This is a genomic window from Desulfoferula mesophila, from assembly GCF_037076455.1.
GTDB lineage: Bacteria > Desulfobacterota > Desulfarculia > Desulfarculales > Desulfarculaceae > Desulfoferula > Desulfoferula mesophila.
Genome location: NZ_AP028679.1, coordinates 3,977,755 through 4,002,041, shown reverse-complemented (window position 1 = coordinate 4,002,041; position 24,287 = coordinate 3,977,755). Strand labels below are relative to the sequence as shown.

25 protein-coding genes are annotated in these 24,287 nt (G+C 65.7%); 10 read left to right on the top strand and 15 right to left on the bottom strand.

The genetic code is table 11. From position 1 onward, the window contains the following. Positions 1–79: 79 nt before the first annotated feature. On the top strand, positions 80–2,833 hold the full coding sequence (locus AACH32_RS18455; protein ID WP_338602832.1) for an Npt1/Npt2 family nucleotide transporter: 2,754 nt from the start codon (positions 80–82) through the stop codon (positions 2,831–2,833). After that, positions 2,830–3,357 carry a Crp/Fnr family transcriptional regulator gene (locus AACH32_RS18450; RefSeq protein WP_338602830.1) on the top strand — a complete coding sequence of 176 codons (528 nt, stop codon included), beginning with the start codon at positions 2,830–2,832 and terminating at the stop codon, positions 3,355–3,357. Before AACH32_RS18455 ends, AACH32_RS18450 begins: the two co-directional genes overlap by 4 nt. Here AACH32_RS18450 and AACH32_RS18445 read toward each other — a convergent pair. The 8 genes from AACH32_RS18445 to AACH32_RS18410 form a co-directional block, all read right to left on the bottom strand. Beyond that, complete coding sequence (locus AACH32_RS18445; RefSeq protein ID WP_338602828.1) at positions 3,305–4,090, bottom strand: N-formylglutamate amidohydrolase; 786 nt, start codon at positions 4,088–4,090, stop codon at positions 3,305–3,307. The two genes, AACH32_RS18450 and AACH32_RS18445, sit on opposite strands and share 53 nt — an antisense overlap. Then, on the bottom strand, positions 4,083–5,078 hold the full coding sequence (gene gshB, locus AACH32_RS18440) for a glutathione synthase (protein WP_338602826.1): 996 nt from the start codon (positions 5,076–5,078) through the stop codon (positions 4,083–4,085). Before gshB ends, AACH32_RS18445 begins: the two co-directional genes overlap by 8 nt. Positions 5,079–5,238: 160 nt before the next feature. After that, positions 5,239–6,750 (bottom strand): adenylate/guanylate cyclase domain-containing protein, encoded by a 1,512-nt coding sequence (locus tag AACH32_RS18435; protein WP_338602824.1) that lies wholly within the window; start codon positions 6,748–6,750, stop codon positions 5,239–5,241. Between the two features lie 64 nt (positions 6,751–6,814). After that, positions 6,815–7,627 (bottom strand): MBL fold metallo-hydrolase, encoded by an 813-nt coding sequence (locus tag AACH32_RS18430; RefSeq protein ID WP_338602821.1) that lies wholly within the window; start codon positions 7,625–7,627, stop codon positions 6,815–6,817. A gap of 73 nt (positions 7,628–7,700) precedes the next feature. Further along, complete coding sequence (locus AACH32_RS18425; protein WP_338602818.1) at positions 7,701–9,287, bottom strand: hypothetical protein; 1,587 nt, start codon at positions 9,285–9,287, stop codon at positions 7,701–7,703. 64 nt (positions 9,288–9,351) lie between these two features. Next, a complete protein-coding gene (locus AACH32_RS18420; RefSeq protein WP_338602815.1) occupies positions 9,352–9,633 on the bottom strand; it encodes a hypothetical protein in 282 nt (93 codons plus the stop codon). An 85-nt stretch (positions 9,634–9,718) separates the two neighbouring features. Continuing rightward, entirely contained in the window at positions 9,719–11,080 is a 1,362-nt protein-coding gene (locus AACH32_RS18415) for a hypothetical protein (protein ID WP_338602813.1), read from the bottom strand. 72 nt (positions 11,081–11,152) lie between these two features. Beyond that, entirely contained in the window at positions 11,153–12,370 is a 1,218-nt protein-coding gene (locus AACH32_RS18410; protein ID WP_338602810.1) for a DNA polymerase IV, read from the bottom strand. Positions 12,371–12,487: 117 nt separating this feature from the next. Between AACH32_RS18410 and AACH32_RS18405 the strand changes: the two genes are divergently transcribed. Further along, the gene (locus AACH32_RS18405; RefSeq protein ID WP_338602807.1) at positions 12,488–12,670 is read left to right on the top strand and encodes a hypothetical protein; all 183 of its coding nucleotides are present in this window, start codon (positions 12,488–12,490) and stop codon (positions 12,668–12,670) included. A 12-nt stretch (positions 12,671–12,682) separates the two neighbouring features. Here the strand turns inward: AACH32_RS18405 and AACH32_RS18400 are convergent, their stop codons facing one another. Then, positions 12,683–13,489, bottom strand: coding sequence for an inositol monophosphatase family protein (locus AACH32_RS18400; RefSeq protein WP_338602804.1), 807 nt, complete (start codon positions 13,487–13,489; stop codon positions 12,683–12,685). Positions 13,490–13,606: 117 nt separating this feature from the next. On the opposite strand from AACH32_RS18400, the gene AACH32_RS18395 reads away from it, so the two are divergent. Beyond that, a complete protein-coding gene (locus AACH32_RS18395) occupies positions 13,607–14,875 on the top strand; it encodes a hypothetical protein (protein ID WP_338602801.1) in 1,269 nt (422 codons plus the stop codon). A gap of 21 nt (positions 14,876–14,896) precedes the next feature. Further along, positions 14,897–16,738: an AMP-dependent synthetase/ligase gene (locus tag AACH32_RS18390; protein WP_338602798.1), complete on the top strand. Its 1,842-nt coding sequence runs from the start codon at positions 14,897–14,899 to the stop codon at positions 16,736–16,738. 206 nt (positions 16,739–16,944) lie between these two features. Here the strand turns inward: AACH32_RS18390 and AACH32_RS18385 are convergent, their stop codons facing one another. After that, positions 16,945–17,565, bottom strand: a complete 621-nt coding sequence (locus tag AACH32_RS18385; protein ID WP_338602795.1) for a GDSL-type esterase/lipase family protein — start codon at positions 17,563–17,565, stop codon at positions 16,945–16,947. A 184-nt stretch (positions 17,566–17,749) separates the two neighbouring features. Between AACH32_RS18385 and AACH32_RS18380 the strand changes: the two genes are divergently transcribed. Then, the gene (locus tag AACH32_RS18380; protein ID WP_338602793.1) at positions 17,750–18,229 is read left to right on the top strand and encodes a rhodanese-like domain-containing protein; all 480 of its coding nucleotides are present in this window, start codon (positions 17,750–17,752) and stop codon (positions 18,227–18,229) included. After that, positions 18,226–18,699, top strand: a complete 474-nt coding sequence (locus AACH32_RS18375; RefSeq protein WP_338602789.1) for a MauE/DoxX family redox-associated membrane protein — start codon at positions 18,226–18,228, stop codon at positions 18,697–18,699. The genes AACH32_RS18380 and AACH32_RS18375 overlap by 4 nt, the downstream gene beginning before the upstream one ends. Here the strand turns inward: AACH32_RS18375 and AACH32_RS18370 are convergent. The 4 genes from AACH32_RS18370 to AACH32_RS18355 form a co-directional block, all read right to left on the bottom strand. Next, complete coding sequence (locus AACH32_RS18370; protein WP_338602786.1) at positions 18,683–19,294, bottom strand: rubredoxin-like domain-containing protein; 612 nt, start codon at positions 19,292–19,294, stop codon at positions 18,683–18,685. The genes AACH32_RS18375 and AACH32_RS18370 overlap by 17 nt on opposite strands. Continuing rightward, on the bottom strand, positions 19,291–19,488 hold the full coding sequence (locus AACH32_RS18365; RefSeq protein WP_338602783.1) for a ferredoxin: 198 nt from the start codon (positions 19,486–19,488) through the stop codon (positions 19,291–19,293). Before AACH32_RS18365 ends, AACH32_RS18370 begins: the two co-directional genes overlap by 4 nt. 60 nt (positions 19,489–19,548) lie before the next feature. Then, on the bottom strand, positions 19,549–20,301 hold the full coding sequence (locus AACH32_RS18360) for a TRAP transporter TatT component family protein (protein WP_338602781.1): 753 nt from the start codon (positions 20,299–20,301) through the stop codon (positions 19,549–19,551). A gap of 94 nt (positions 20,302–20,395) precedes the next feature. After that, entirely contained in the window at positions 20,396–21,196 is an 801-nt protein-coding gene (locus tag AACH32_RS18355) for an MBL fold metallo-hydrolase (RefSeq protein WP_338602779.1), read from the bottom strand. A gap of 68 nt (positions 21,197–21,264) precedes the next feature. On the opposite strand from AACH32_RS18355, the gene AACH32_RS18350 reads away from it, so the two are divergent. Next, positions 21,265–21,768 carry a peroxiredoxin family protein gene (locus AACH32_RS18350; RefSeq protein WP_338602777.1) on the top strand — a complete coding sequence of 168 codons (504 nt, stop codon included), beginning with the start codon at positions 21,265–21,267 and terminating at the stop codon, positions 21,766–21,768. A 52-nt stretch (positions 21,769–21,820) separates the two neighbouring features. On the opposite strand, the gene AACH32_RS18345 is transcribed toward AACH32_RS18350, so the two are convergent. Continuing rightward, a complete protein-coding gene (locus tag AACH32_RS18345) occupies positions 21,821–22,504 on the bottom strand; it encodes a hypothetical protein (RefSeq protein ID WP_338602775.1) in 684 nt (227 codons plus the stop codon). 232 nt (positions 22,505–22,736) lie between these two features. Here AACH32_RS18345 and AACH32_RS18340 point away from each other — a divergent pair, with 232 nt between their 5' ends. Both AACH32_RS18340 and AACH32_RS18335 read left to right on the top strand, forming a co-directional pair. Then, positions 22,737–23,495 carry a transporter gene (locus AACH32_RS18340; protein WP_338602773.1) on the top strand — a complete coding sequence of 253 codons (759 nt, stop codon included), beginning with the start codon at positions 22,737–22,739 and terminating at the stop codon, positions 23,493–23,495. A 98-nt stretch (positions 23,496–23,593) separates the two neighbouring features. Continuing rightward, the gene (locus tag AACH32_RS18335) at positions 23,594–24,265 is read left to right on the top strand and encodes a hypothetical protein (RefSeq protein WP_338602771.1); all 672 of its coding nucleotides are present in this window, start codon (positions 23,594–23,596) and stop codon (positions 24,263–24,265) included. Positions 24,266–24,287: the final 22 nt, after the last annotated feature.

Sequence of the window (24,287 nt, the reverse complement as noted above, 5' to 3'; positions counted from 1 at the left end):
TCCTTGCGTACGTGGGGGGCGCGGATTAAGATGAACGGCGGACGGGACGAGCGTGGTTAACCCCTCGGCGGGTGGGGCGATGAACAGTGTAAAATCCTTTATAAGCCGTTGGTTGAAGGTGCAACCCGATGAAATCGGGGTGTTCCTGTGGTCGGCGGCCATCCTTTACCTGATCAGAACCTCCAACATCCTTTTCAACAACTTCGCCGAAACCGCCTTTCTAAAGCGTTTCGGGGTTGAATACCTGCCCATCGTCTACATCATCAACTCCCTGACCACCTTCGTTATCATGGCGGCCATAACCGGGGTGCTGCGCAAGCTGCCCAGCACGCGCATGCTGACCTACATGATGGTGTTCTGCGGACTGTCGGTGGGGGCCCTGCGCCCGTTGGTGAACCTGGGCTACGACATGATCTACCCGGTGTTGTTCGTGCTCAAGGCCCAGTACGAGGGGCTGTTGGCCCTGGTTTTCTGGAACCTGGCCAACGACTTTTTCAACACCCGCCAGTCCAAGCGCATCTTTCCCCTGATCACCGCCGGGGGAGTGATCGGGGCCATCGTGGGCAGCTTCCTCACCCCGGCCCTGTCCAAGGCCATCAGCTTCGACAACCTCATGCTGGCCTACACGGTCACCTGCATGGCCGGAGCGGTCATGGTCTGGGGCATGTCCATCCAGTATCCGGCGCTGAAAATCACGGAGCGCAAGGGTAAGAAAAAGGCCCCCAAAGTAAACCTGGTCCAGGAATTCAAGCAGATCGGCCCCATGCTCAAGGAGTCCGCCCTGCTCAAAATCCTGGTGCTGTTGACCCTGTTGCCCAACATCGCCCTGCCGATAATGAACTACCAGTTCAACTTCGCGGTGAACGAGACCTACGCCACCGAGGGCGGCATGGTGGCCTTTTTCGGCTACTTCCGGGGGGCGCTCAACATCGTCAGCCTGTTCATCCTGCTGTTCGTGGGCAAGATCTACAACCGCTGGGGCCTGCCCGTGGCCCTGATGTTCCACCCGGCCAACTACGCCCTGGCCTTTGCGGCCTTTTTGTTCCGCTTCGACATCATCACCGCCATGTACGCCCGCCTGTCCACCCGGGTGCTCCTGGTGACCATCAACAACCCTGCCCGCAACATCCTGGTGGGGCTGTTCCCCGACGAGTTCCGCGCCCTGCTCAGGCCCTTTTTGCGCGGCACCGTGGTGCGGGTGGGCATCCTGGTGGGCTCGGGGATCATCTTCCTGTCCGAACACCTGGTGGCGCCGCGTTGGCTGTCGGTGGTGGGCCTGGCGGTGGCCCTGGGCTGGGTGACCACCAGCGTATGGCTCAAGCGCTCCTATTCCGACATCCTTTTGGGCCTCATCGGCCGCAACGTCATCGACCTGCGCTCCCTGCAGGACCAGGACGTGGGGGCCATCTTCAAGGACAAGCGGGCCCAGGAGCAGCTGGTGGACGCCTGCATGGCCTCTCAGGGCAAGGCCTGCCTGTGGTACGCCCAAATGATGCAGGCCCAGCAGGTGCCCGACATGGAGGAACATCTGCTGAAAATCATTCGGGCCAAGGACGAGGCGACCGCCATCAGCCTGTTGCCCCTGGTGCCCAAGACGGCCGGCCTCAAGGCCCTGGAGGCGTACGCGGACCTGGCCGATCCGGCCAAGCCCCGGCTTACCGCCGCCCTGGCCACCGCCGCGGGGCGCCTGCCCTTGGAGGAGTCGGCCTCCTTCCTTACCAAGCTTCTGGAAGAACAAAGCGACCTGGGGGTGCGGGCCCAGGCGGTGATCGGCCTGTACCACCTGGAGCCGGAAAAATACCATCCCATGATCCAGGGCTGGCTGGACGGCGCGGACCATGATCAGCGGCGGGCGGGAGTCATCGCGGCGGGGGGCTCGGACAACCGCGAGTTCCGTCCCCTGTTGCGCCGCATGCTGGCCGAGGACCCGTCCTCCGACCTGGTCCCGGACATCCTGGCCGCCCTGTCCCGCCTGGAAGACCCCCACCTGGACGAGTTGGTGCTGGAGCGCCTGCGCGAAGATCCCTCCTCGGTGCCCCTGGAGGTGCTGCGCTATTTGGAGCTCAAGGACGAAACCGATCTCAAGGCCTTCATCCGTCTGCTGGGCAGCGGCCGGCAGGAGGTGCGCGAGTTGGCCCTGGAGCGGCTTTCCGAGGCGGAAAACCTGGACAGCGGTCTGTTGATCGAGGGTTTGAGCCTGCCCAACCGGCGGGTGCGCCGGGGACTGTACGAACTGATGAGCCGCCTCAAGATAGGCGACCGCGAGATAATCGCCTTTGCCAAGAGCAACCTGGCCCTGGCCTACTCCAACATCCTGGAGGCCGAGGCCCTGGGCAAGCTGCCCGCCACGCCGGAGCGCGACCTGTTGATCCAGCATTTGCTGGAGCACAAGAAGGGCCGGGTGGAGACCATCCTCCGGGTCTTGGCCACCCAGGAGGATTCGGACCAAATGCGCCTGGTGATCCGGGGTCTGTCCTCGGCCGACACCAAGCTGCGCTCCAACGCCGTGGAGGCTTTGGAGTCCATGGTGGGTCGGGATCTGTCCCAGGCCATGCTGCCCCTGGTGGAGGATGGGCAGGTGGCTGAGAGCCTGGCGGTGGGGCGCAAACTGTTCAAGCTGCCTATCCACTTCGCCGACGAGCGGGAGTTGATGGAACATATGCTGGCCAAAAAGAACTGGGTGTCCCTGTACCTGAGCCTGGTGGTGCTGGGCCAGCGGGAGGGGGGCCTGGAGCCCTTCCGGGAAACCCTGGGGCGGCTGGCGCAAAGCCGCAACCCCTACGTGAAGGCGGAAGCGTCCCGTCTGGCCCATATGGCAAGGAGAGAGGCATGAGTCAGGAAACCAGCCTGTCGGAAAAAATCCTGCTGCTTCGGCGCATGGAAATCTTCGAGGGACTGGCCGTGGCCGAGCTGGCCGCGGTGGCCTCGGTGTGCCGGGAAGACAAGGCCGAATCGGGCCAGAATATAATCACCGAGGGCGACGCGGGCGAGAGCATGTACCTCATCATCAAGGGCAAGGTGGTGGTTTCCCAAGAGGGTGAGGACGGCTGCGCTATGGAGTTGGCCAGCCTGGGCGAAGGCGACTACGTGGGCGAGATGGCCCTTTTTGACGACGCCCCCCGCTCGGCCACGGTGGTGGCCGACGGCCCGGTGAAGCTGTTGGTGCTCTACAAGCGAGAGTTCGACGAAACGGTGCGCGAGTATCCCCAGGTGGCTTTGCAGATGTGCAAGGAACTGAGCCGCCGGCTGCGCAAGCTGCACGAAAAGATTCACGCCATCCCGGTGTGCGACCTGCCCCCTTCCTTTATCGCCAGCGTGAAAGAAAAAGACGTAGCGCCCGCTCCAACCGAAGGCTGAGCTCGGCCGCCCTTTCGGAATAGACCCTGCTGTAGCCGGGGTCGGCGTAGAGGTCCTTGTTCAACTCCATCTGCACGGCCGCCGCGCCCCGCGCCATGAGCGAGGGGCCGTAGCGCACGATGATGTGCCCCCCAACGTAGGGGGTGTTGTAGGCCACGCTCAGGCCCTGTTCTTCCAGGGCCTGGCCCAACAGGCGCAGCACCTCGGGCGGACAGGTCAAATCCCCGCGCCCGGCCGCTTGGCCCTGTTGGTCGCCCCGGTTGCTCAGCACCACGTCGGCCCGCTTGGCGCCGGGGTCCGGGGCCTCGGCGGGCCCCACCCCGTCCAGGGAGTGACCGTCCAACAGCAGCCGCACCGCTGGATCATCCAGGGCCTCGGCCAATCGCCGATGCCAGGGCCGCCACAGGCCTTCCACCCACTGCCGCTTCAGCCCCGGCTCCGGGGCGGCTTGTTGGGAAAACACCCAGCGGCCGGCATAGTCCTTGGCCGCCACCACCCCCTTGGGCCCCAGGTCGTCGGGGGCCCGGTTCAGGTCCACCACCAGGCGGGTCTGGGGGGCGGGAAACATGTGGCGGACGGGCAGGGGGCCAAAGACCTCGGTGGAGCCCAGATCCACCGACTGCTCCACTTCCAAGGGGCTCAGGGCCAGGCGGGCGGCGGCGGCCGGGGGGACCTGGGCCGATGAGTGGGGCAGGCTGACGACCAGGGGCAGGGGCGCGGCCGGGTTAGGCATGGTCCTTGAGCCGGCGCACCTGCTCCTCCACGAAGTCGATGACCTGGGCCTCGATCTTGATGCCGTCCAGCCGGTTGATGCGCGGGATGCCGCCGGGGCTTACCACGTTTATCTCCACCAGCTTGTCGCCGATGATGTCCAGTCCCACGAAATAGAGCCCGTCGGCCATGAGCCGGGGGCGGATGGTGTCGCAGATGCGCCGGTCGGTGGCGCTTATCTCGTGCTTGGCCGGGCTGGCCCCGGCGTGGATGTTGGTGCGGAAGTCGCCCTTGGCCGGTATGCGGCGCATGGCCCCCAGGATTTCCCCGTTGAGCAGCATGATGCGCACGTCGCCGTGCTTTTTCACCTCGGCCAGGTACTCCTGCACCATGATGGCCTCGCGCTCGGGGTAGGGCTTGTAGGAGTTCACGTAATAGTGGATCAGGCTGTTGAGGTTGTCGCGGTCGTGGCTGCTTACCTTGATGACCCCCTCGCCCCGGGAGCGGTTCAGGGGCTTGACCACCATGGACCCGCCGAACTCGTCGATGATCTTGCGCAGGCGCTTGGGGTCGCGGCTTACGTGGGTTTCGGGAATTATGTCCGGGAAGTTGAGCAGGTACAGCTTGCTGCTGGCCAGCATCTGGCCGGTGGTGCTGTTGATGGTGAACACCTCGCCCCGCACGTGGTGCAGGTACTCCAGGGTCTGGTAGTTGAGCGGCGGGTCCTTGCGCAAGAACAGGGCGTCGATGTCGGTGATCTCCTCGAAGATCAGCTCGTCGCGCTTGAGGCAGGCGATGGCGTCGTCCCAATAGGCGCGCATGGGTTGATCCGGGGCCACGCTGACGTTGCGCATGCGGGCCACCAGGCGGGAGCCGCGCACATAGATGTCATGGGGCTCCAGGAAAAAAACCGTGTGCCCCCGTTGGTTGCACTCGTACATCAACCAACTGGTGGTCTCGTTTTCCGGTTCGATGGACTCCAGAGGGTCCATCATAAAGGCTACGATCATACCTTCGCCCCATAAAAGAAAACCATGCGCCTGGCTGCCGGGCTTGATGAATTCGTCGGGAGAATCCAGGCTCCATCTCAGCGGAAGCGGCGTCCCCACCCCGCGGCAGGCCCAAGTCTAGCACACAGACGCCCAGACAAACAGGCGCGCAGGATGCCCTTCAAGGCACCGCGTACACCTCCACCGGCTGGCTGCGGCCCTTGACCGTGGTGGCGCTCAGGCGCTCCAGAGGCGCTCCCGGGCCCAGGGCGTCGGCGGTGGCGCCGCTCACCAGGATGTCGCGGCCCATGACCTTGGTCAGGTCTTGCAGCCGGGCGGCGAGGTTTACGGTGTCGCCCACCAGGGCGTAGCTGAGCCTGCCCCCACCGCCGATGTTGGCCGCCAGGGCCGGCCCGCTGTGGATGCCGATGCCGTGGCGCAGGGGGGCGTGCCCGTTGGCTATGAGCCGGGCGTTGTAGGCGGCCAGGTGCCGGCGCATGGCCAGGGCGGCCTCCAGGGCGTGGCGGGCATGGTTTTCCAGGGCAAGGGGCGCGCCGAACACCGCCTCGATTTCGTCGCCCACGTATTGCAACACCAGGCCGCCGTGCTCCTCCACCACGGTGGCCATGTGGTGAAAATAGCCGTTGAGGATCATCACCACGTCCTTGGGCGGCGTGGCCTCAGCCAGCGGAGTGAAGTCGCGCAGGTCGCTGAAGAGCATGGTGACCTGCTTGATCTCCCCGTCCAGGGGGATGCGCCCGGCCAAAATCTCGTCGCGCACCTGCTCGCTCACATATAGGCCGAAGGTGTCCTTGATGTGTTCGCGCTCGGCCAGGCCTTCGGTCATCTGGTTGATCATGTCGGCGGTGTAGCCGATCTCGTCGTTGGCCATGGACTGCACCTGGTCCGAGAAATCCCCTCCGCGCACCTTGCTCAGCACCCGCACGATTTCCCGCAGCGGGCGCACCATGTTGGAGGTGACCAAAAAGGCCAGCCCCACGGCGTTGATGATAAACAGCAGGCACAGCACCACCACCGCCGTTTGCAAATCACCCAGCACCTCTGCCGGAGGGATGGCTCCCATCTCCACCAGGCGGGCCGAGCCGCGGATGGTGAAGATGATGGCCAGAAAGGGGACCATGCAGGCGCCCAGAAGAAGCCCGGCCATGCGCACGCCGATGCGGATGCGCCAGGCTCCCCGCACCCGCGACAGGCCGCCATGGGGAAAAAACACCGGGGCAAGCCGGTGCTGCAGCATGTGCTCCAAGAAGAAAAAGGCGGTGGTGACGGTGATGGCTCCCACGAACAGGGCCCGCAGGGCCATCACCCCGGCCAGGTGGGACAACACCGGCATTTGGGACAGGAACAGGGGGAAGACCAGGGCGGCCAGGCCCCAAAGAAAAAGATTCAGCCCCACGGCGACCCAGGGCTCGTTGAGCAGGCGGCGGCGGGCCTTTTTGGCCAGCGCCGGGGCGGATTCGCGGCTGTGGGCGATGTCGTTCAAGTGGGCCCGGATGGGGCGCTCGTAGGTAAGCAGCGAGACAAACCCCACCATGAAGGCAAAAACATCGTAGCCGACGACCAGCCAGGCGATCTCCGGAATCTGGGGCAGACGGACCATATAGGCCCAACGGTCCAGGGCCGCCATGAGGGCCACTCCCATGATATTGGCAAAAAAGTTGCCAATCAGCATGAGGTTGCCTAATACGAATCGCCTACCGGGTCGCAAGCGGTCTTCTCCGCGAGAGGGGATGAATCTATAGTTCCAGCACCATGCCCTCGGCGGCGGCGTCCACCGCCAGCTTTGGGGCATGGGCCCTGGCCTGATCCACCATTTGTTGCACCTGCAGGTCGCTGCGTTCCGGGTCGTGGTGGGTGAAGATCAGGCGGCCTACCCCCGCGGCCAGGGCCAGGGCCAGGGCCGAGGGCCAGTCGGAGTGTCCCCGGCCCCGGAAGGGGCCCATCTCCTGGGGCAGGTATTGGCAGTCGTGGATGAGCACGTTGGCGCCCCGGCAGAAATCAACCAGGTGGGAAGGGAGACCCTGGGGGGGGAGTTCGTTGTCGGTAATGAACACCAGGCAGCCCTCGGGCCCGTCGAAACGATAACCGATGCTGCCCTGGGGATGGCTCAGGGGCGCGGTGCGCACCATGTATTCGCCCAGGCGAAAACGCGGCGGGGCCAGGGCGGGGTCGCGCACGATGGTGGCGGGCAACAGATCGAAGGGCACTGGAAAGCCCCCCACCGGGCGGCCGGAATAGAACAGGCGCCGGAGCCCGAGCAGGCCGTTGGGCCAGCCGCCCACCCGGATGGTCATGCGCGGGTCGAAGATGGGGGCGAAAAAGGGAAAACCCAGCAGGTGGTCGGGATGCAGGTGGGTGATGAGCAGCACCACCTCGTGCATCCGGCCCAAGAGGGCCCGGCCCAGGGGGCGGATGCCGCTGCCCGCGTCGATGATGACCTGTCGGCCACCCAGCTCCAACTGTACACAGGTGCTGTTGCCTCCGAAACGCACGGTGTCCGGACCGGGCGCGGGTATGGAGCCCCTGGTTCCCCAGAATCTCAGGCGCACGTTGCCAAGCCTCCCCTTATATCCAGCATTGGCCCAATCCCCCCATCAAAAAAGAGCCTAGCACAACCTGGTCTTAGCGGCCAGTTAGCCCCGCCTGCGGCCTCTGTTGGGCCAGGGCGGCCAGACAATAGACCACCGATCGCCCCATGGGCTCGGACACCACGGCGTCCACCCGCCGCTTGAGCTCCGGGGCCAGGCCTTCCAGGCATCCGGCGGCCCAGGTGAACAGAGGGCTCTGGCTGAAAGGCTTGCCCTGGGGTGGGGCCAGGGGACTCTGGCTGTGGCGCAGGTAGTGGTATTGCCGCTTGAGGTGCCCCTTGGGGTTGAGCACGTCGCCCAGGGGGCGGCGGAAATAGGCGGATACGTAGAAGACCAGGGGCTCCAGGTAGGGGAAGAGCACCGGCTTGCCCCAGTAGCGCGAGGCGTTGCGGAACAGGGCGGTGTTGCCGGTGGTCATGTTGTGGATGCGCTTGAAGTGCAGGATGGGCCAATAGCCCCGGGGCCCGGTGAGGGCCAGCATGCGCTGTCCCAGGCCGCAGAGCATGCGGCTGTTCACCATGCCCCCGGGCTGGGGCCCGCCAAAGGAGCGGGCCGCCTCCAGCCGGTAGGCCACCCTGGTCAGGGGCGGCTGGGGCGACACCGGGCTTTTCATCACCAACTCGCGGGGACCGATGCGCGAGGTGAGGGCGAAAAACTGCATGGTGTCCGCGTTCTGTCCGCTGAGGATCTGGCCGCAAGAGGCCTGGGCAAAGGCCTGGTACATGGAAAAGGAGGAGTGGGCCGCGAAGGGGTCGTGCTCCACCGCGTCCTCCAGGTAGGCGCGGTTCATTGGATCGGTGTAGTCCACCCCCACCGGGGTGTAGGGCTTGCCCTGGGCCACGGCGTTGATCAGGGCGGCGCCGGCCTCCAGGCTGCGCTCCTGGTCCTGATAGGGCGCGGCCATGTAGATGGTCAGCACCTGCTCGATGCGCTTGGCGTAGCGCATGAGCAGGTAGTGGCTGTCTATGCCCGTGGAGTAGCACAGGGTGTAGGGGCCGGAGCCCAGGCGGCGGCCCACCATGGCGTAGAGGTCGTCCCAGGTGAAATCCCGGCCGTCGGCGGGCGGATCGGGACACACCGCCGCGCTGGCGCGCAGGGCCGCGCCCTCCACCTGATAGAGGGTGCCCACGCTCAGACGGTTCAGGCCTCTTAGATAGGTGCGCCCCGGCGCGCAGGTCTTCTTGCGGCTCAGCCAGGCAAGTTGCTCCGGGTCGTAGGCCTCCCAGGCGAGCAGGTCGCGGCCCTGGGCGAAATCTCGCCAGGTGTCGCTGATGACCAGGCGGCCCCCTTGGGACCACCAGTACACGGTGTTGCCCAGCTCGTCGGAGGTGACGACCCGCTCCAGGGCTCCATCGCGGCAGACCAACAGCAGGAAGGCGCCGCTAAGGGCGGCCAGGTCGGGCAGGCGGGCCGGATCGGCCAGCCAGGCGGCCAGGGCCTCCTCCAGGGCGCTCTCCACCGAGCCGGGCTCGTCGTCATAGTCCAGGCGGCCGTAGTCCACCCGCCAGCCCGGGCGGCCCAGCACGTGGACCTGCCGTCCGGCGGCCTCGATCAGGCCGTGGTGGCGCAGGTCTTCCCGGCGGCTCAGCTCAATCCGAGCGTTGGGAAACTCCAGTAGCAATTTTCCTCCCCCCCATGCAGCGAGGTAACCAGGGGCAGGTCATTATAACTCTTGGGAGGGCTCTCTAGAGCTGAAACCACTCCTTGAGCTTGGCCAGCACCTCGGGGGTGGTCTTTTCGCTCAGGTTGATGGCGTCGCGCTTCTTGAAGTAGCCGCCCACCTTTTGGTAGCGCCGGAATCCGGCCTTGGGCGGCCCGAACTCGCCGGTCTTCTTGTCGCGCTCGCGGTAGAGGAACAGCACCGTGGTCCACAGGCCCTTGTTGAGCACCTGCTTGTCCAACTGCTCCACCAAAACCTGGCCGTCTTCTTCGTATTGCACTGTTAGTTCGTCGTAATCGCTGGCCACGTTAAATCCTTTCGGGTCCATATGAGGGGCGCCCCGCCCGGAGGCCGGACGGGGCGGATAATAGTCGCGCCAAGGCGCGGGGCTCTTATTTGAAACGCTGCTTGTCCTCTTCCAGGGCATCCACTATGTGGCTGGAGACCTCGGGCAGTTTCCACATGATGCGCTCCCAGGAAGGCAGGTTGCGCACCTCCAGGGACTCCTCCCGGAGCCTTTCCTCCAGGAGCAGGATGGTCTGCTGCAACCCCTGGTCCACGAAGGGCTTGAATTCTTCGTAAGAGGCGGTGAGGCGCAGCATCTTCTCGGCGATGTGGGAGGGGGCCGACAAGTGGTCGGCGGTCTGCACGATGGCCCGGGAGAGCACGTCGTAGACCATGCTTTCCTCGGCGTCGCGGTCGTAGGAAAGATTGTTGAACTCGGCGTTGTCCGAGTATTTCTTGATGATCTCCTCGGCGATGGATTCGTAGGTAAGGGCCAGATCGCGGAAGAACTCCTCGCCAACCTCCAGGCCCTCCTCCACGATGAGGGCGTGCAGCAGGGTCTGGATGATGTCCAGGGACATCTTGTGCAGCCCGCTCTTGGGGTCGTCGGTGCTTACCCGCTGGTGCTTGTGGTCGAAGCTCTTGCGGGTGAACTCCACCTGGGCCACGTGGGAGGCCTTGCGGTACACCTCGATGAGGGTGAATATCTCCACGCCCCAGTTGAGGGAGTAGCGCATCTTGCGTAGCAGCCACATGTCCAGGCACACCTCGCCGGAGAGCTGGTAGTCGAAGCTCAACAGGAAGTCCACCAGCCGGAGCATCTTCTCTTCGCTGCCTTCGCTGAATTTGCGCTTCAGGGCCAACAGCAGGGGGTCCAAGAGCAGGCGTTTGACCCTGCCGAAAAGGCGCTGGCCGTTCCAGCGGGCGTAGAAGGCCTTGGAGAAGGGGTAGTTGTGCACCAGCACCGGGTAGAAAAGGCGATCCAGTTGGCGGCGCTGGAAGGTCTTGATGTCCGCGTCCAACAGGCCCACGCAGGTGGCCCCCAGGGCCATGGCCACCCCGAAGCCCATGAACACGTTGCGGCCCTTGCCCCGGCGCGACAGGTCGAAGCCGCCGTCTTCGAGCATCTCGTAAATGCCGCTGATGGCCGGTCCGTCGTTCCACTGGATGATGTAGTTCTTGAGCCCGCCCTTTTGGCAGATGTCTATGCAGGTGCGTACGTCGTCTTCGCTGGCCTGGTCCAGGCCGAAGATCACGTGGGCCAGATATTTGGCCCCGGACAATTCGGCCACGATGTTCTCGAACACCGGGCGGTTTTCCGGGTCCGTGAACTCGCTGGCCAGGGCGGGCACGATGAGCACCGGCTTTTTCCAGCGGGCCGCGTGCACCAACTGCTGCAGGATGTCTTGCTTGTCCTGCAGGATGTAGTAGCTGGTTACTCGCGAATGGGTCTGGGCAAAGCTGGGCATAAACGGGCGTCTCCTTGGAGCGGCGTAACAATTTTTTCCCGCCGGAGCGGTAGAACTCGGGCAGGCGATTGGCTATTTGGGTTCCTTCTTATTATGCCCCTTGGGGGCGTCTTGGTCCAGGCCGGCCAGAGGAGGCGCTATTTGAGCGCCCCTGGTGATGGCCTTTTCCCCGAAGCGGGCCACGATGGCGTCTTCGGCCCGGTCCAGGGCCCGGTTGCGCCCCGCCTTGGCGGCGCCGAACAGCTCGGCCTGTCCTTGGCCGGCCGCGCCCAGGTGGCTAAGACCCACCCCGATCAGGCGGAAGGGGCCGGGCGCGCCGTAGGCGGCCAGGAGCTCCCGGGCCGCCGCGTAGATTTCCCCGGCGGCGTCGGTGGGCCGGGCCAGGGTGGCGGAGCGGGTCACCAGCCGGTGGTCGCGGTGCTTGAGCTTGAGGGTCACGGTGCGTCCGCAAAGCCCCTTGGCCCTGAGACGGCGGGCCACCTTCTGGCTCAGGCCCAGCAAGCGGGCCTCCAACTCCTCCCGGTCGCCGGTGTCGGCCTCCAGGGTGGTCTCGTTGCTCACGCTCTTGACCTCGCGCTCGGGGCTCACCCCGCTGGGGTCGCGGCCCCAGGACAGCTCCCACAGGCGGCGGCCGAACACCCCCATGATCCGCTCCAGGCGCTCGGGGCCCAGTTCCCTTAGCTCCACCAGGCGGCCCAGGCCCATCTGGCCCAGGCGCTCCCGGGCCCTGGCCCCCACCCCCGGCACCTCCTTGAGGCTCACGGTGGCCAAAAAGGTCTCCAGGTCCTCCACCACGGTGAGGCCGTCGGGCTTGTCCCGGTCGCTGGCGATCTTGGCCAAAAAGCGCACCGGCGCGATGCCCACCGAGCAGGTTAGCCCGACGGTTCGGCGCATGGCCTCCTTTATGGCCCGGCCCGCCGCCGGGGGCGGGCCCCACAGGCGCTCGGTGCCGGTCAGGTCCAGGTAGGCTTCGTCCACGCTCACCGGCTCCAACAGGGGCGTGAAGCCGGCCAGCACCTCCATGACCCGGCGGCTCACCTGCTGGTAGCGCTCCATGCGCACCGGCAGGAACACCCCCTGGGGGCAGCGGGAGCGGGCCTCGAACATGGGCATGGCCGAGCGCACCCCGAAGCGGCGGGCCTCGTAGGAGGCGGCGGAGACCACTCCCCGTTTGCCCCCGCCCACGATGATGGGCGCCCCGGCCAACTGGGGCCGGTCCAGGCGCTCCACCGACGCGTAAAAGGCGTCCATGTCCACGTGGGCCAAAACTTGGCTGCCATCGCCCCGCAAGACTTGCCTCCAGTGCCAAAACATGCTAGCTTCGCCCAGCTAGCCGTAAAGTGGAAATTCCCTTTCCGGAGTGAGCCTATTTTGTACCTGCCAGATGACGCAAATCCACGAAACCACGTGGGGGATCGCAACTTCGAGTGCCCCCATTACGTGTTTTGCCTGGATATTGCCGCCGCCAACATGTGGCCCAACTTTACCTGCGATTTTTGTATCTACAAAAAGACCAAGGAAGACAAAAAAATCGAAGAGTTGGACCTCTGTGCCCCCGGTTGGGAAGACATCTGGGGCGGCAGCGGCTAGTTTCCATCCCCGCTAAAACTCGGGAAAACGCCGGGCGCACAGCCCCTGCAGCCAGCCGTGCAGGCCGGGGCAGGCGGCCACGATGTCGCCGCGCCACAGAGCCTGGTCTGTGCCGTGGAAGTCGCTGACCACCCCCCCGGCCTCCTCCGCCAACAGGATGCCCGCAGCCATGTCCCAGGGTTTGAGCCCCAGCTCCCAGAAGCCCTGGCCCCGCCCGGCGGCCACGTAGGCCAGATCCAGCGCAGCCGAACCGGCCCGCCGGGCCCCGGCGCTCTCCAGGAACACGTCGCGGAACAGCTCCATGTAAGGGTCCAGCCACTGCTTGTGGCGGAAGGGGAAGCCGGTGAGCAGCAGGGCCTTTTCCGGAGCGGGCATGTCGGCCACCGTCAGGCGGCGTTCGCCCAGCCAGGCTCCCCCGCCCCGGCTGGCCGCGAACTCCTCGTCCTTGGTCACGTCCAGCACCACCCCCGCCAGGGGCACGCCGCCTTCCAAGAGGGCCACACTGACCGCCACGTGGGGGAACCCGTGGATGTAGTTGGTGGTTCCGTCCAGAGGGTCCACCACCCACAGGGGTCCTTGCATGGCCTGGGCCTGGGCCAGGTCGGCCGGGGTTTCCTCGGAAAGCACCGCCTGACCGGGGAAAAGGCGGTTGATGGTTTCCAACACCGCTTTTTCGCTGGCTAAATCAGCGTCGGTCACGAAGTCGAAGCGCTGTTTGTCGTGCACCTGAAGATGCTGGCCCCAGCGCTGACGCAGCACGCGGGCCCCTGCCTGGGCCGCGGCGCGGGCGCCTTGGAGGTACTCGGAAGTGGTCGGCAATGGCAAAATCCTTTCCAGAGGGCGAAGATCGCGAATTACCTCTTTATTTTTACCGCAAGGGTGCTATATGATGATAACCCAAATTGTGGATCGAGGCACCCCCAGCCGGAAGCGCCAGTGAGTTCATCCGCCGTTCAAGCCTCTGATAAAGCTACGCTTCAGCCCACTATCATTCCCCGGGCGGAGCACACCATCAGCCGCAAGGACATCGACAACGATGCCTTGAAGGTACTCTATCGCCTGCGTTCCCACGGCTATCTGGCCTATTTGGTGGGCGGCGGGGTGCGCGACGTGCTCTTGGGGCGCAAGCCCAAGGACTTTGACGTGGCCACCGACGCCCGGCCCTCCGAGGTGCGCAAGCTGTTTAGAAACAGCCGCATCATCGGCAAGCGTTTCCGGCTGATCCAGGTGTTTTTCCGGGGGGGCAAGATAATCGAGGTAAGCACCTTCCGCCGTCCCTCCGAGGATGACGAAGACGAAGTGCTCAGTGAAAACAATGAATTCGGCACTCCGGCCGAAGACGCTCTGCGCCGGGACCTGACCATAAACGCCCTGTTTTATAACATCGCCGACTACAGCGTGGTGGACTACGTGGACGGCCTGGCCGACCTCAAGGCCGGGCGCATCCGGGCGGTGGGCAACGCCGACGTGCGCTTCCACCGCGACCCGGTACGGGTGCTCCGGGCGGTGCGCCACGCGGCCCGCACCGGTTTCAGCCTCACTCCCGACACCCTGGAAGCGGTGCAGAACCACCGCGGCGAATTGTGTCTGTGCCCCACCAGCCGGGTGCGCGACGAGCTGATGCGCGATCTCAAGGGCGGGGCCGCCGCCGCCTGGGTGGAACTGGCCCACGAGACCGGGGTGCTCTACAGCCTGCTGTCCACCCTGGAGCCCTATTACGGCGCTCCGGACAGCCCCCAGAGGGCGCGGGCGGTGGAATTGCTGGCCCAGGTGGACCGGGCCCTGGCCCAGGGCAAGGACGTGGAAGAGGCCGTGGTGCTGTGCCTGCTGTTCTGGCCGGCTTTGGAAGAGCTGGCCGCGGAGCAGGACTTCCCTCCCGGCCGCCAGGGGCGCGGCCAATGGGCCCTCTGGGTGCGCGACGCCCTGCCCTCCCTGACCGAACCGGTGGCCTTTGCCAAGAGAATCCTGGAGCGCGCCTGCCAGATATCCGGGCTCATGGGTTTCGTGAAGTTGGCTTCTCCCGGCCAGACGATGCCCAAGAAAGTCACGGCCAGGGGCTATTACGCCACGGCTTGCGAGCTGGCCGCCTTCTTGGGTTGGAATCTGGAGAGCCTGGGCAGCGCGGCCCCCGGCAAGGGCGCCTCCAAGCGCCGCCGTCGCCGCCGCCGGCGCAAGCCGCGCAATTCCAAAGCGTCACCCGCCTAGAAACGAAAGAGAGATAGGGCCATGGCCGTCCCCGCCGCCACCATGGAAGCAGGCAACGAGGCCGGTATCCTCAACATCCCTCAGCTCCTGTTCCAGCGGGTGGACCTGTTGGGCGAGCGCATCGCCATGCGCGTGAAGGAGTTTGGCCTGTGGCAGGACATCTCCTGGAACACCTATGGCGAAAAGGTCCGCCAGGCGGCCATGGGCCTGGCCGCTCTGGGGGTGGTGCCCGGCGACACCGTGGCGGTGATCGGGGAAAACCGGCCCGAGTGGCTCTACGCCGACATGGGCACCATGGCCGCCGGGGGGGTGACCGCCGGCATCTACACCACCAACGCGGCCGAGGAGTGCGGCTACATCCTGGGCCATTCCCAGGCCAAGATCTACATCGTCGAGGACGAGGAGCAGCTGGACAAGGCCCTGGAGGTGCGCGACGAGTGCCCCAACCTGATCAAGATCGTGGTCATCGATCCCGAGGGACTTCGGCACTTCAGCGACCCCATGGTCATCAACTTCGAGGAGCTGTTGGCCCTGGGCCGGGAGCACGACGCGGCCAACCCCGGCCTGTTCGAAGAGCGCCTGGCCACCCGGGGCCCCGACGACTTGGCCCTGTTGATCTACACCAGCGGCACCACCGGCCCGCCCAAGGGGGCCATGCTCAGCCACAACAACGTGCTGTGGACCACCAAGGCCCTGGCCCAGGCCATCCCGGTGTACTCCGAGGACGAGCTGCTTTCCTTCCTGCCGCTGAGCCACATCGCCGAGCGCATGTTCTCGGTCTACATGCACCTCAGGTTCATGTACACCATCAACTTCATCGAAAACACCGACACGGTGACCGAGAACGTGGTGGAGGTTAGCCCCACCGTGTTCTTCGCGGTGCCGCGCATCTGGGAGAAATACTCCAGTTCCATCTTCATCAAGATGAAGGACGCCACCTGGTTCAAGCGCCTGGTCTTCGGCATGGCGCTCAAGATCGGGCGCCAGCGGGCCAAGGCCCGCCTGAGCGAGCAGGGGGTGGGCACGGCCCTGGCCCTGGCCTTCGCCCTGGTGCATCTGCTGGTGTTCAAGAAGCTCAAGGAGCGCCTGGGCCTGGAGCGGGTGCGCCTGGCGGTGAGCGGCGCGGCCCCTATCAGCCCGGACGTGCTCAGGTTCTACCACGCCATCGGCCTGCCGCTTCGGCAGGTCTACGGCCAGACCGAGGACACCGGCCCCACCTCTATCCACCACGGCGACCTCATCGAGGCCGAAAACGTGGGCCCGGCGGTGCCGGGGGTGGAGGTCAAGATAGCCCCGGACGGAGAGATCCTGGTCAAGGGCGAGAACGTGTTCCTGGGCTACTTTCGCAACCCCGAGGCCACCGCCGAGACCCTGGAGGACGGCTGGCTGCACTCGGGCGACGTGGGCGAGCTGGACGAGCGGGGCTATTTGACCATCACCGACCGCAAGAAAGACCTGATCATCACCAGCGGCGGCAAGAACATCGCGCCCCAGTACATCGAGAACAAGCTCAAGTTCAGCCCCTACATCAACGACGCGGTGGTCATCGGCGATCAGCGCAAGTTCGTCAGCGCCCTGATCTTCATCGACGAAGACAACGTGGTCAAGTTCGCCCAGGACAGCAAGATACCTTTCACCACCTACGCCAGCCTGACCCAGGCCAAGGAGGTCAAGGAGCTGATCGGCCGGGAGATCGAGGACGTGAACAAGACCCTGGCCAGGGTGGAGCAGATCAAGCGCTTCACCATCCTGCCCAAAAAGCTCCTGGAAGAAGACGGCGAAGTCACCCCCACCATGAAGGTCAAGCGCAAGTTCATCAACGAGACCTACAAAGACATGATCGACGCCATGTACAAGCGCTAGGCCGGCTGCGCCAGGCGGCGCTATGCTGCGTTGCGGGCGGCGCTCGCCTCCTCGGCGTATGGGTAATACGCCTGCGGGTCTCGCTGGCCCGGCGCCTTGCCTAGCCCCACCTGGCTGTGCCGGTGAAGCACCTGCCAGGCGTACCTGAAAATAAAAGCGCCCCGGCCGAGCGCGGCCGGGGCGTTGGTCTTCTGTCTGGACGTTGGCTAGGGCAGGGCGTCGTTGAGCCTGGCGGCCCAAGCCTGATAGCCGTCGGTGTTCAGGTGCAGGTTGTCGCTGAGCAGGTACTGGATCTGGAGGTAACCGTCCTTGGCCATGGAACTGTTGAGATCCAGCCAGGTTTGGCCCTGGGCGATGGTCATGGCGGACAACTGGGCGTTGAGCTGAACCACCTTCTGGTTGATGGTGAAGGAGTTGGGGTACCCCGAGCCGGTGTGCAGGGTGGATTCCATGATAACGGTCACCCCGGCGGCCTTGGAGCGGATGAGGATCTGGCGCAGGTTGTTGAAGGCCGTGGATACCGAGACGCCACGGATGATGTCGTTGATGCCGCCCATCACGCAGATGACCCTGGGGTTTTGGGCCAAGGCCGTGTTCAGGCGCGAAAGCATGCCGCTGGTGGTGTCGCCATCCACGCCGTAATTGAGGATGGTGTTGTTGGGGAACAGCCCCGCCCAGGGGCCGCGGTGGGTAATGGAGTTGCCGTACATGATGATGATGTCGTCCGGTCCGAGGGTGTTGCCCCCTCCGCCGCCCCCTCCGCCGCAAGCTCCGGCCAGACCAAGGGCCAGGGCAAGAACCAAGATGATGATCAGCCGCATCTTCATGCCGGTTCCTCCTAATGGTTAACCCGCCAGATAAACAAGTGAAAGGTCAGGATTTAATAAGCGAAAACGATAGCACCATTGTAGCGTTTTGACAAACGGCAAAATTTTCCGCCGAACACGCGGGCGGTTGCAGCGTGGGCGGCGTAAGGCTACACTGGAGGGCGGAAATCGAAAGAGAGAGTCCTTGAACAGCGGACAGTCGTCACACATCCTCCTTTCCTGCATGATCATGCTGCTGGTCGCGGCAGTGGCCGGCCTGGCCTTCAATTTGCTGACTCCCCAGGGGATCGGCTGGACGCCCAGCTATCTGGACCGGCCCCAGTACAGCGCCGTGGGCCTGGCCCAGGCGGTGGGGCTGCAAAAAGAGGGCGCAATGCTGGTGGACGCCCGCGACCCTAACGACTACAAGCTGGCCCGCGCCGCCGGGGCGGTCAATCTCTATCCCGAGGAGTTCGCCCTGTTGTGGCCCCTGTTGGAATCCACCCTGCGCCAGGCCCCGGCGGTGGTGGTCTATGGCCGCTACTTCAGCCGTTGGCCCGCGGCCCAGGTGGCCCAGCTTTTGGCCGAGCGGGGGCTGACCAAGGTCTACGTGTTGCCCGGCGGCCTGGAAGACTGTGAAAAGGCGGGCCTGCCCGTGAAGACCTACCGGAGGAAGCGGCCATGAGGGGCCTGGGCCAACTCGTCTCCCTGGCCTGCCGCCTGTTTTTGGCCGGGCTGTATTTGTGGGCGGCCCACGACAAGGTGTGGGACCCGGCCTCCTTCGCGGCGGCCATGGCCCGCTACGACCTCTTGCCCCTGGTGCTGGTCAACTCGGCCAGCGTGCTCTTGGCCTGGCTGGAGCTGGTGATGGGCCTGTGTCTGCTGGTGGGCCTGGCCACCCGGGCGGCGGCCCTGTGGGCGGCGGGGCTGTTGGCCTTTTTCACCGGCCTGATGATCTACGCCGGCATCACCGGGGTGGGTTTCGACTGCGGCTGCTTCCCCGGCCAGGCGGGACACCCGGCGGGCTACGAGGCGGCGGTGCGCGACGCCCTAATGATGCTGCCCGCGTTGTGGCTGCTGGTCCTGCCCGGCACCTGGCTCTCCCTGGGGGGCCGCCGCCGGGACCGCTCGGACCGGCTCACCCTATCCGTTTAAAGCTGTCCTTGCCGCTGCGGCACACCGGGCAGGTCTCCGGGGTGTGGTCCTCGAACACGTAGCCGCAAACCTCGCACACGTAATAAGTGACCTCCCGCCCCCCGGCCAGGGCCGACAGGGCCCGCTTGTACAACTCGGCGTGGCGGGCCTCCACGTCCCGGGCCCGCACCAGGGCCCATTCCAGGTCCGGGCGCTTGGCCTTTACCGCCGCGGCCAGGATGGGCGGGTAGTGCTCGGCCTTGGCGGCCAGCTCATGCTCAAAGGCGGCCTGGAGGTTGGCCTCGGTGTCGCCCACCTCCCCCTCCATATAGTTGAGCATCTCCTTGGCGTGCACCGCTTCGGCCTCGGCCACCGCCTGGAACAGGGCGGCCACCTGGGGCAGGCCCTCCTTGGCCGCCTGGCGGGCAAAGGCCTGGTTGCGCGCGGCGGCCTTGGCCTCGCCGGCAAAGGCGGCGCGCACCAGGGTCTCCAACTCCGGGACCAGGGGCTCCAGCAGCACAAAACGGTTCTCGTCGGCCCCGCACTGGGGACACTTGGCCGGGGGGCGCTTGCCCTCGTGCACATAGCCGCATACGGTGCAGCGCCAGCGTTTCATGAGGTCTCCTCCCAGGCTATGGCGTCGGCCGGGCAATCGGCCATCGCCTCGTCCACCTCCGGCGGGTAGGTATCCATTTCGGTCACTTCGATGTAGCCGCCCGCCTGGTTCAGGCGAAACACCTGGGGGGCTAGGTCCAGGCAACCCTCGCACAGGGTGCAGGCGGCCATGTCCACCACCGGTCGTCGGGGCATGTTGTCCTCGCCAAAGCAAAGCGGGCCGGCCCCTTTGGACCGGCCCGCTGGTTGATGGTCTTACTTGCGTTCCAGCATCTTCTTGGCCTGGGCCTTCCATTCGGCGTCCTCGGGCCCGTAGTCCGGCTCCACCGGCCCGTTGATCACCGCCTGGAGCAGCTGGTTGGCTTCGTGACCCTTGTCCTCGTCAAAGTATACCTCGGCCAGGTAGATCTGGTTGATGTAGCGGTGAGGCCCCTTCTTGACCGCGGTCTGCAAATACTCTATGGCCTTTTCGTTGTCCCCGCCGAACAGGCCCGGAAGCTTATAGTACAGCCGCCCCAGCACCCGGTAGGGCCCGCCGGCCTCGTAGTTGGGGTCCAGCTCGATCACCGCGGCCATCTCGTTCTTGATGGGGTCCACCAACGACAGGCTCTCCATGATCCCCTTGGCGCTGCCGTAGACCCCGTAGTTCACCCCCAGCCAGTAGTGGCCGGGCAGGCTCTTGGGGTTGATGGCGATGGCCTGCTTGGCCGCGTCCACCCCGGATTGGAATATGGCCAGCTTTTGCTCCTTGGGCGCGTGCATGCCCACCCAATACTGGGTGCGCGAGAGCTTCCAGGCGGCCGCTTCGCTCTTGGGATCGGCCTTGAGGGCCTGTTCATAGAGCCCGGCCGCCTGCTTGGCCTTGGCCAGGTCGGCCCGCTGGGCGTAGAGCGCGTCGCCCTGGGCGATGAGCTCGGCGGTGGTGGCGGCATAGGCGGCCCCGGCTAGGGCCAGGCACAGCAGCGCCAAAGCGGCGGCGGCAAATAGTTTCCTAAGCGCGGACGTCATGTTTTCCCCTCCCCGGAAACGGGGCCCCCGGCCCCGGCGCGCGTGCGGGCAGCGCCTGTAGAACTACTACTTTACCCTTGGCGGGCCGCCCGGCTCAAGCACCCTTGAGGAACGAGCGCACGAAGTTCTCGTAAGAGAGTTGGTCCTGGGTCATGCCCATGAGGCTGCTCTCCCGGCCGAAAAGCACTTTCACCATCTCCGGGGGCTCCATGCCCCGGGAGACCATGCCCAGCACCTGGTCGGCCATCTGCTCCAAAAAGGCGATGCTCTCGGCCAGGGCCGGGTCGGCGGGCTCCACCACCTCGCCCAGGCCGGTGAACATAACCCGGGGCTGCCGCTCGGCCAGGGCCTTTTGGGCGGTCAATATCCGGCGGCTGTTCTCATGGTCCCGGCTGGTCTTTTGCCGGGCGGCCACCCACAGGTCGCTGACAAAGGCCCAGCCCTGGACGGGCTCGTAATACACCACCAAATCGTCGCTGTGGCCGGGGGCGGGGATCACCTCCAGGCGAAACTCCCCTGCCCTCACCTCGCGCCCCAGGGCCCGGGGGCGGCTGGGCGGGGCCGGGCCCCACATGAGCATCTGGTAGGGGTAGAGCTCCTTTTCCGGCGCGGCCAGGCGCTCCAGGGAGGCGGCGGGGGCCCACAGCTCCACGCCCAGCTCCCGGGCCAAAAGCGCGTTGCCCCCTATGTGGTCCTCGTGGTGATGGGTGTTGAGCACCGCGCGCACCCCCCGGCCCCGCAGCGCCCCCAGCAGGTCGGGTGCGGTGTGGACGCAGCCGCTGTCGATGAGCACGTCGCCCACCTGGTAGGCGGCGCACCAGTACATCACCCGGCCGTCGATCTCCCGGCCCATCTTGAACCGGGTAACCGGCCCGTGCTGGCTGATTTGGATCATCACTCCTCCCTGGTCCCGGCGCGTCGCCTCTGCTAAAGTGGAAATAAATCTTCAGCCTGGGAGACGCCGTGCGAATCCTCGCCCTTGCAAGCCTTTTGATGGTCCTGTGCCTGGCCGCCCCCGCCCTGGCCCTGGTGGGTCCGGGGGTTCCCCTGGCCAACGTCACCCTGCCCGACACCCAAGGCAACCAGCACCGCCTGGCCGATCTGGTCAAGGACAAGGCGGCGGTGATCGTCTATTGGTCGGTGAGCTGCCCCCACTGCCGCACTGAAATCCCCCGGCTGATGGCCCTGGACAAGGAGCTTGAAGGCAACCCCATGGTGATGCTGTTCGTCAACGCCGACGGTAAGGCCATGACCCCGGCGGTGAAGGCCTACGCCCAGCAAGAGGGGCTGCCCCAGCCCTGGCTCATGGACATGGGACCTAACGACTCCCTGCCCCTGGCCGACGCCTATGACCTCATCGCCACCCCCGCGGTGCTGGTCTTGGACAAGAAGGGCACCCTGCTGTTGGCCCAGGAGATCAAGCCCGACCTCAAGCAGGTGAAACAGGCCCTGCGCAACGCCTTCTAGCCCGGCCGCGCCCTCCGGCGCAAATTCGCGTCGCCGGGCCCCGCGCTCCGGCTCACTCCAGCATTTCCTTTAGGCACAGCAAAAACCGCCCCACCGGCCGGGCGTTGGCCAACTGATGGTTGAAGCAAAGCACCAGGGGCAGGCGTCCGTCTTGCAGGCCGCCGGGGTACAGGGCCATGGAATGGGCCGGGGTGAAGGAGGCCTCCTCGATTCCTTCCAGACCCACCATGCTGATGAACAGCGGGGCGTTGCGCCGGGCGTAGTCCTGGGCAAAGGAACCGCTCAGGCGCTCGGCCCAGTAGCTGGCCATGGGCAGGGTCTCGCGTAGCCATCCCCGCAGGCCGGGGCGGCCCAGGGCCCCCCGCCGCTCCCGCAACAGCCGCTCCAGGTCGTCCAGGCCCATGGCGTGGGCTCCGGCCACCACCACCATGTCGCAGGAGGCGTCGCCGTTTTCCAGGACCACCGCCACCCGCGGCGGCCATCCCGCCCACACCGGGCGGCCCCAGAAGGTGAAGAAGTTCAGGCGGGGGTGCTGGGCCAGGGCGGCCGAGGCGGCCCAGGCGAGGGCGGCCAGCCGCCGCCAGGGCGAGGCGGCGGCCAGGGCGGGGCGCGGGCGGGCCGTGGCCCTGAGGGTCACCCCCGGGGTGAGCTCGAAACCCCGCCACCAGACCCGGCGGGCGAAACGGTCGCCTTCGTGGGCCACGGGCAGGGGTTGGGGCTGGGGGTGGTGTCTCACCGGCTCTCCGCTGGGCTAGAGGTCGCTTTCAGCAATACCCCGTCCAGGTCCGCAAAGCAAGGGTCCCTTGAGCAGTCGGCCTTGAGTTTCGCGGCCGGGCTTTGGGCCCAGGGAAAATTTGGCTTGGGCGGGGGTTGTGCATCAAACTGAAAGGGTAATAGCCGTCGGCGGACGGCCAATGGGGGCTGGATTGGGTGCGCGCCTTAAATTTTTTTGCCGCTCCAAAGGCGGGTTGCTTCGGGCCGCCCTGGCTCTAGCCGGGCTGGCCTGGCTGTTCATGGCCGCATCGGCCTGGGCGGGCCCGCCTTTTTTCACCGACGACCCGGTGCCGGTGCCCTACCGCCACTGGGAGCTGTACCTGGCCACCCAGGACTTGAAGGAACAGGGCGGCGGCTCCGGCACCGCGCCCCATTTCGAGGCCAACTACGGGGCCTTGCCCGAGTTGCAACTGCACCTGATCGTGCCCCTGGCCTGGGATCGGCCCGAAGGCGAGGGCACCGCCTACGGCCTGGGCGATCTGGAACTGGGGGCCAAGTACCGGCTGCTGCGAGAGGGCGAAATCATGCCCCAGGTGGGGGTGTTCCCCCTGGTCACCCTGCCCACCGGCGACCAGGAGCGCGGCCTGGGCTCGGGCCAATGCGACGTGTTTGTGCCTCTGTGGCTGCAAAAGAGCTGGGGAGCCTGGACCTCTTACGGCGGCGGGGGGTATTGGATCAATCCGGGCTCGGGCAACCGCAACTACTGGTTCACCGGGGTGGTGGTGCAGCGGCAGTTCAGCGATTGGCTGGCCCTGGGCGGGGAGCTGTACCACACCATCCCCGATACCGTGGAAGGCGGCGAGCACACCGGTTACAACCTGGGGGCCATGGTCGATTTCACGCCGGAGCAGCATCTGCTCGTCTCGGCGGGCAGCGACCTCAGCGGCGACACCGACCTGACTTTCTACTTGGGCTACCAACTCACCTGGGGCCCGCCGGACAAGGACAAGTAAGTTGATGAACCGTCCGGAGCCGCCGAGGCCAATAGGCGCTTGACCCGCGGGGATTTAGGCACGATTATATTGAAAACGGTTCCTAACCGGAGGGTGATGTGGACCTGACTCAGGTTATCAATAATTCCCGCGACCTGGCCCGGCGTTTCGTGGCCCAGGGTCACGATACGGTGCGCTTGCCGGTGTTTTCCTTTGGCGACTGGCAGGCCATCTACCGCCGCCCCTCGGACGGCAACAGCCTGGCCGAGTTTCGCCGCCAGGCCAAGCAGAACTGGTATCTCATGCATTTCCTCAGGGAGATGAAAGTGGAGGTAGTGCCCGTGCCGGTGGCCGCCGGTCCCTTTGGCCAGTGGGCCGAGGACAGCGAGCACAACCTGGCCGATCCCCACGACCTGGCCCACGCGGTGGGGGAGTTCGTCAACGACCCGAATACCCCCCCGGCCACCTGCCGCCACGGTTCGCTCAACTCGGCCTATGACGGCCTGGGGGGCATGGCCACCATCACCGTGTTCGGCGAGGAGGGCGGGGTGCCCGAGGTGATGACCGTGGTGCAGCACTCCATGGAAGGCCAGGTGTTGCAATCGCTGCAACTGGCGGCGGTGGACTTTAGCCCCGAGGCGGCCTGGGAAGAGGCCAAGAAGTTCCTGGACCGGGTAAAGCCCCAGCGGGTGTACCACGACGAGAAGGTGCGCCAGCCCGAGTATTGCGCCGACTGCAACGGGCTGATGGTGTCGGTGGCCTCGCCCGAGGAGGTGGCCGCCAGCCACTGAGCTGCTTCGCCAGACGCCGAAA

Bases quoted from the DNA above. Each gene is read 5' to 3' on its own strand.
- AACH32_RS18455 (WP_338602832.1), top strand. From the start codon at position 80: ATGAACAGTGTAAAATCCTTTATAAGCCGTTGGTTGAAGGTGCAACCC.
- AACH32_RS18450 (WP_338602830.1), top strand. From the start codon at position 2,830: ATGAGTCAGGAAACCAGCCTGTCGGAAAAAATCCTGCTGCTTCGGCGC.
- AACH32_RS18445 (WP_338602828.1), bottom strand. From the start codon at position 4,090: ATGCCTAACCCGGCCGCGCCCCTGCCCCTGGTCGTCAGCCTGCCCCAC.
- gshB (WP_338602826.1), bottom strand. From the start codon at position 5,078: ATGATCGTAGCCTTTATGATGGACCCTCTGGAGTCCATCGAACCGGAA.
- AACH32_RS18435 (WP_338602824.1), bottom strand. From the start codon at position 6,750: ATGCTGATTGGCAACTTTTTTGCCAATATCATGGGAGTGGCCCTCATG.
- AACH32_RS18415 (WP_338602813.1), bottom strand. From the start codon at position 11,080: ATGCCCAGCTTTGCCCAGACCCATTCGCGAGTAACCAGCTACTACATC.
- AACH32_RS18390 (WP_338602798.1), top strand. From the start codon at position 14,897: ATGGCCGTCCCCGCCGCCACCATGGAAGCAGGCAACGAGGCCGGTATC.
- AACH32_RS18385 (WP_338602795.1), bottom strand. From the start codon at position 17,565: ATGAAGATGCGGCTGATCATCATCTTGGTTCTTGCCCTGGCCCTTGGT.
- AACH32_RS18375 (WP_338602789.1), top strand. From the start codon at position 18,226: ATGAGGGGCCTGGGCCAACTCGTCTCCCTGGCCTGCCGCCTGTTTTTG.
- AACH32_RS18370 (WP_338602786.1), bottom strand. From the start codon at position 19,294: ATGAAACGCTGGCGCTGCACCGTATGCGGCTATGTGCACGAGGGCAAG.
- AACH32_RS18365 (WP_338602783.1), bottom strand. From the start codon at position 19,488: ATGCCCCGACGACCGGTGGTGGACATGGCCGCCTGCACCCTGTGCGAG.
- AACH32_RS18360 (WP_338602781.1), bottom strand. From the start codon at position 20,301: ATGACGTCCGCGCTTAGGAAACTATTTGCCGCCGCCGCTTTGGCGCTG.
- AACH32_RS18355 (WP_338602779.1), bottom strand. From the start codon at position 21,196: ATGATCCAAATCAGCCAGCACGGGCCGGTTACCCGGTTCAAGATGGGC.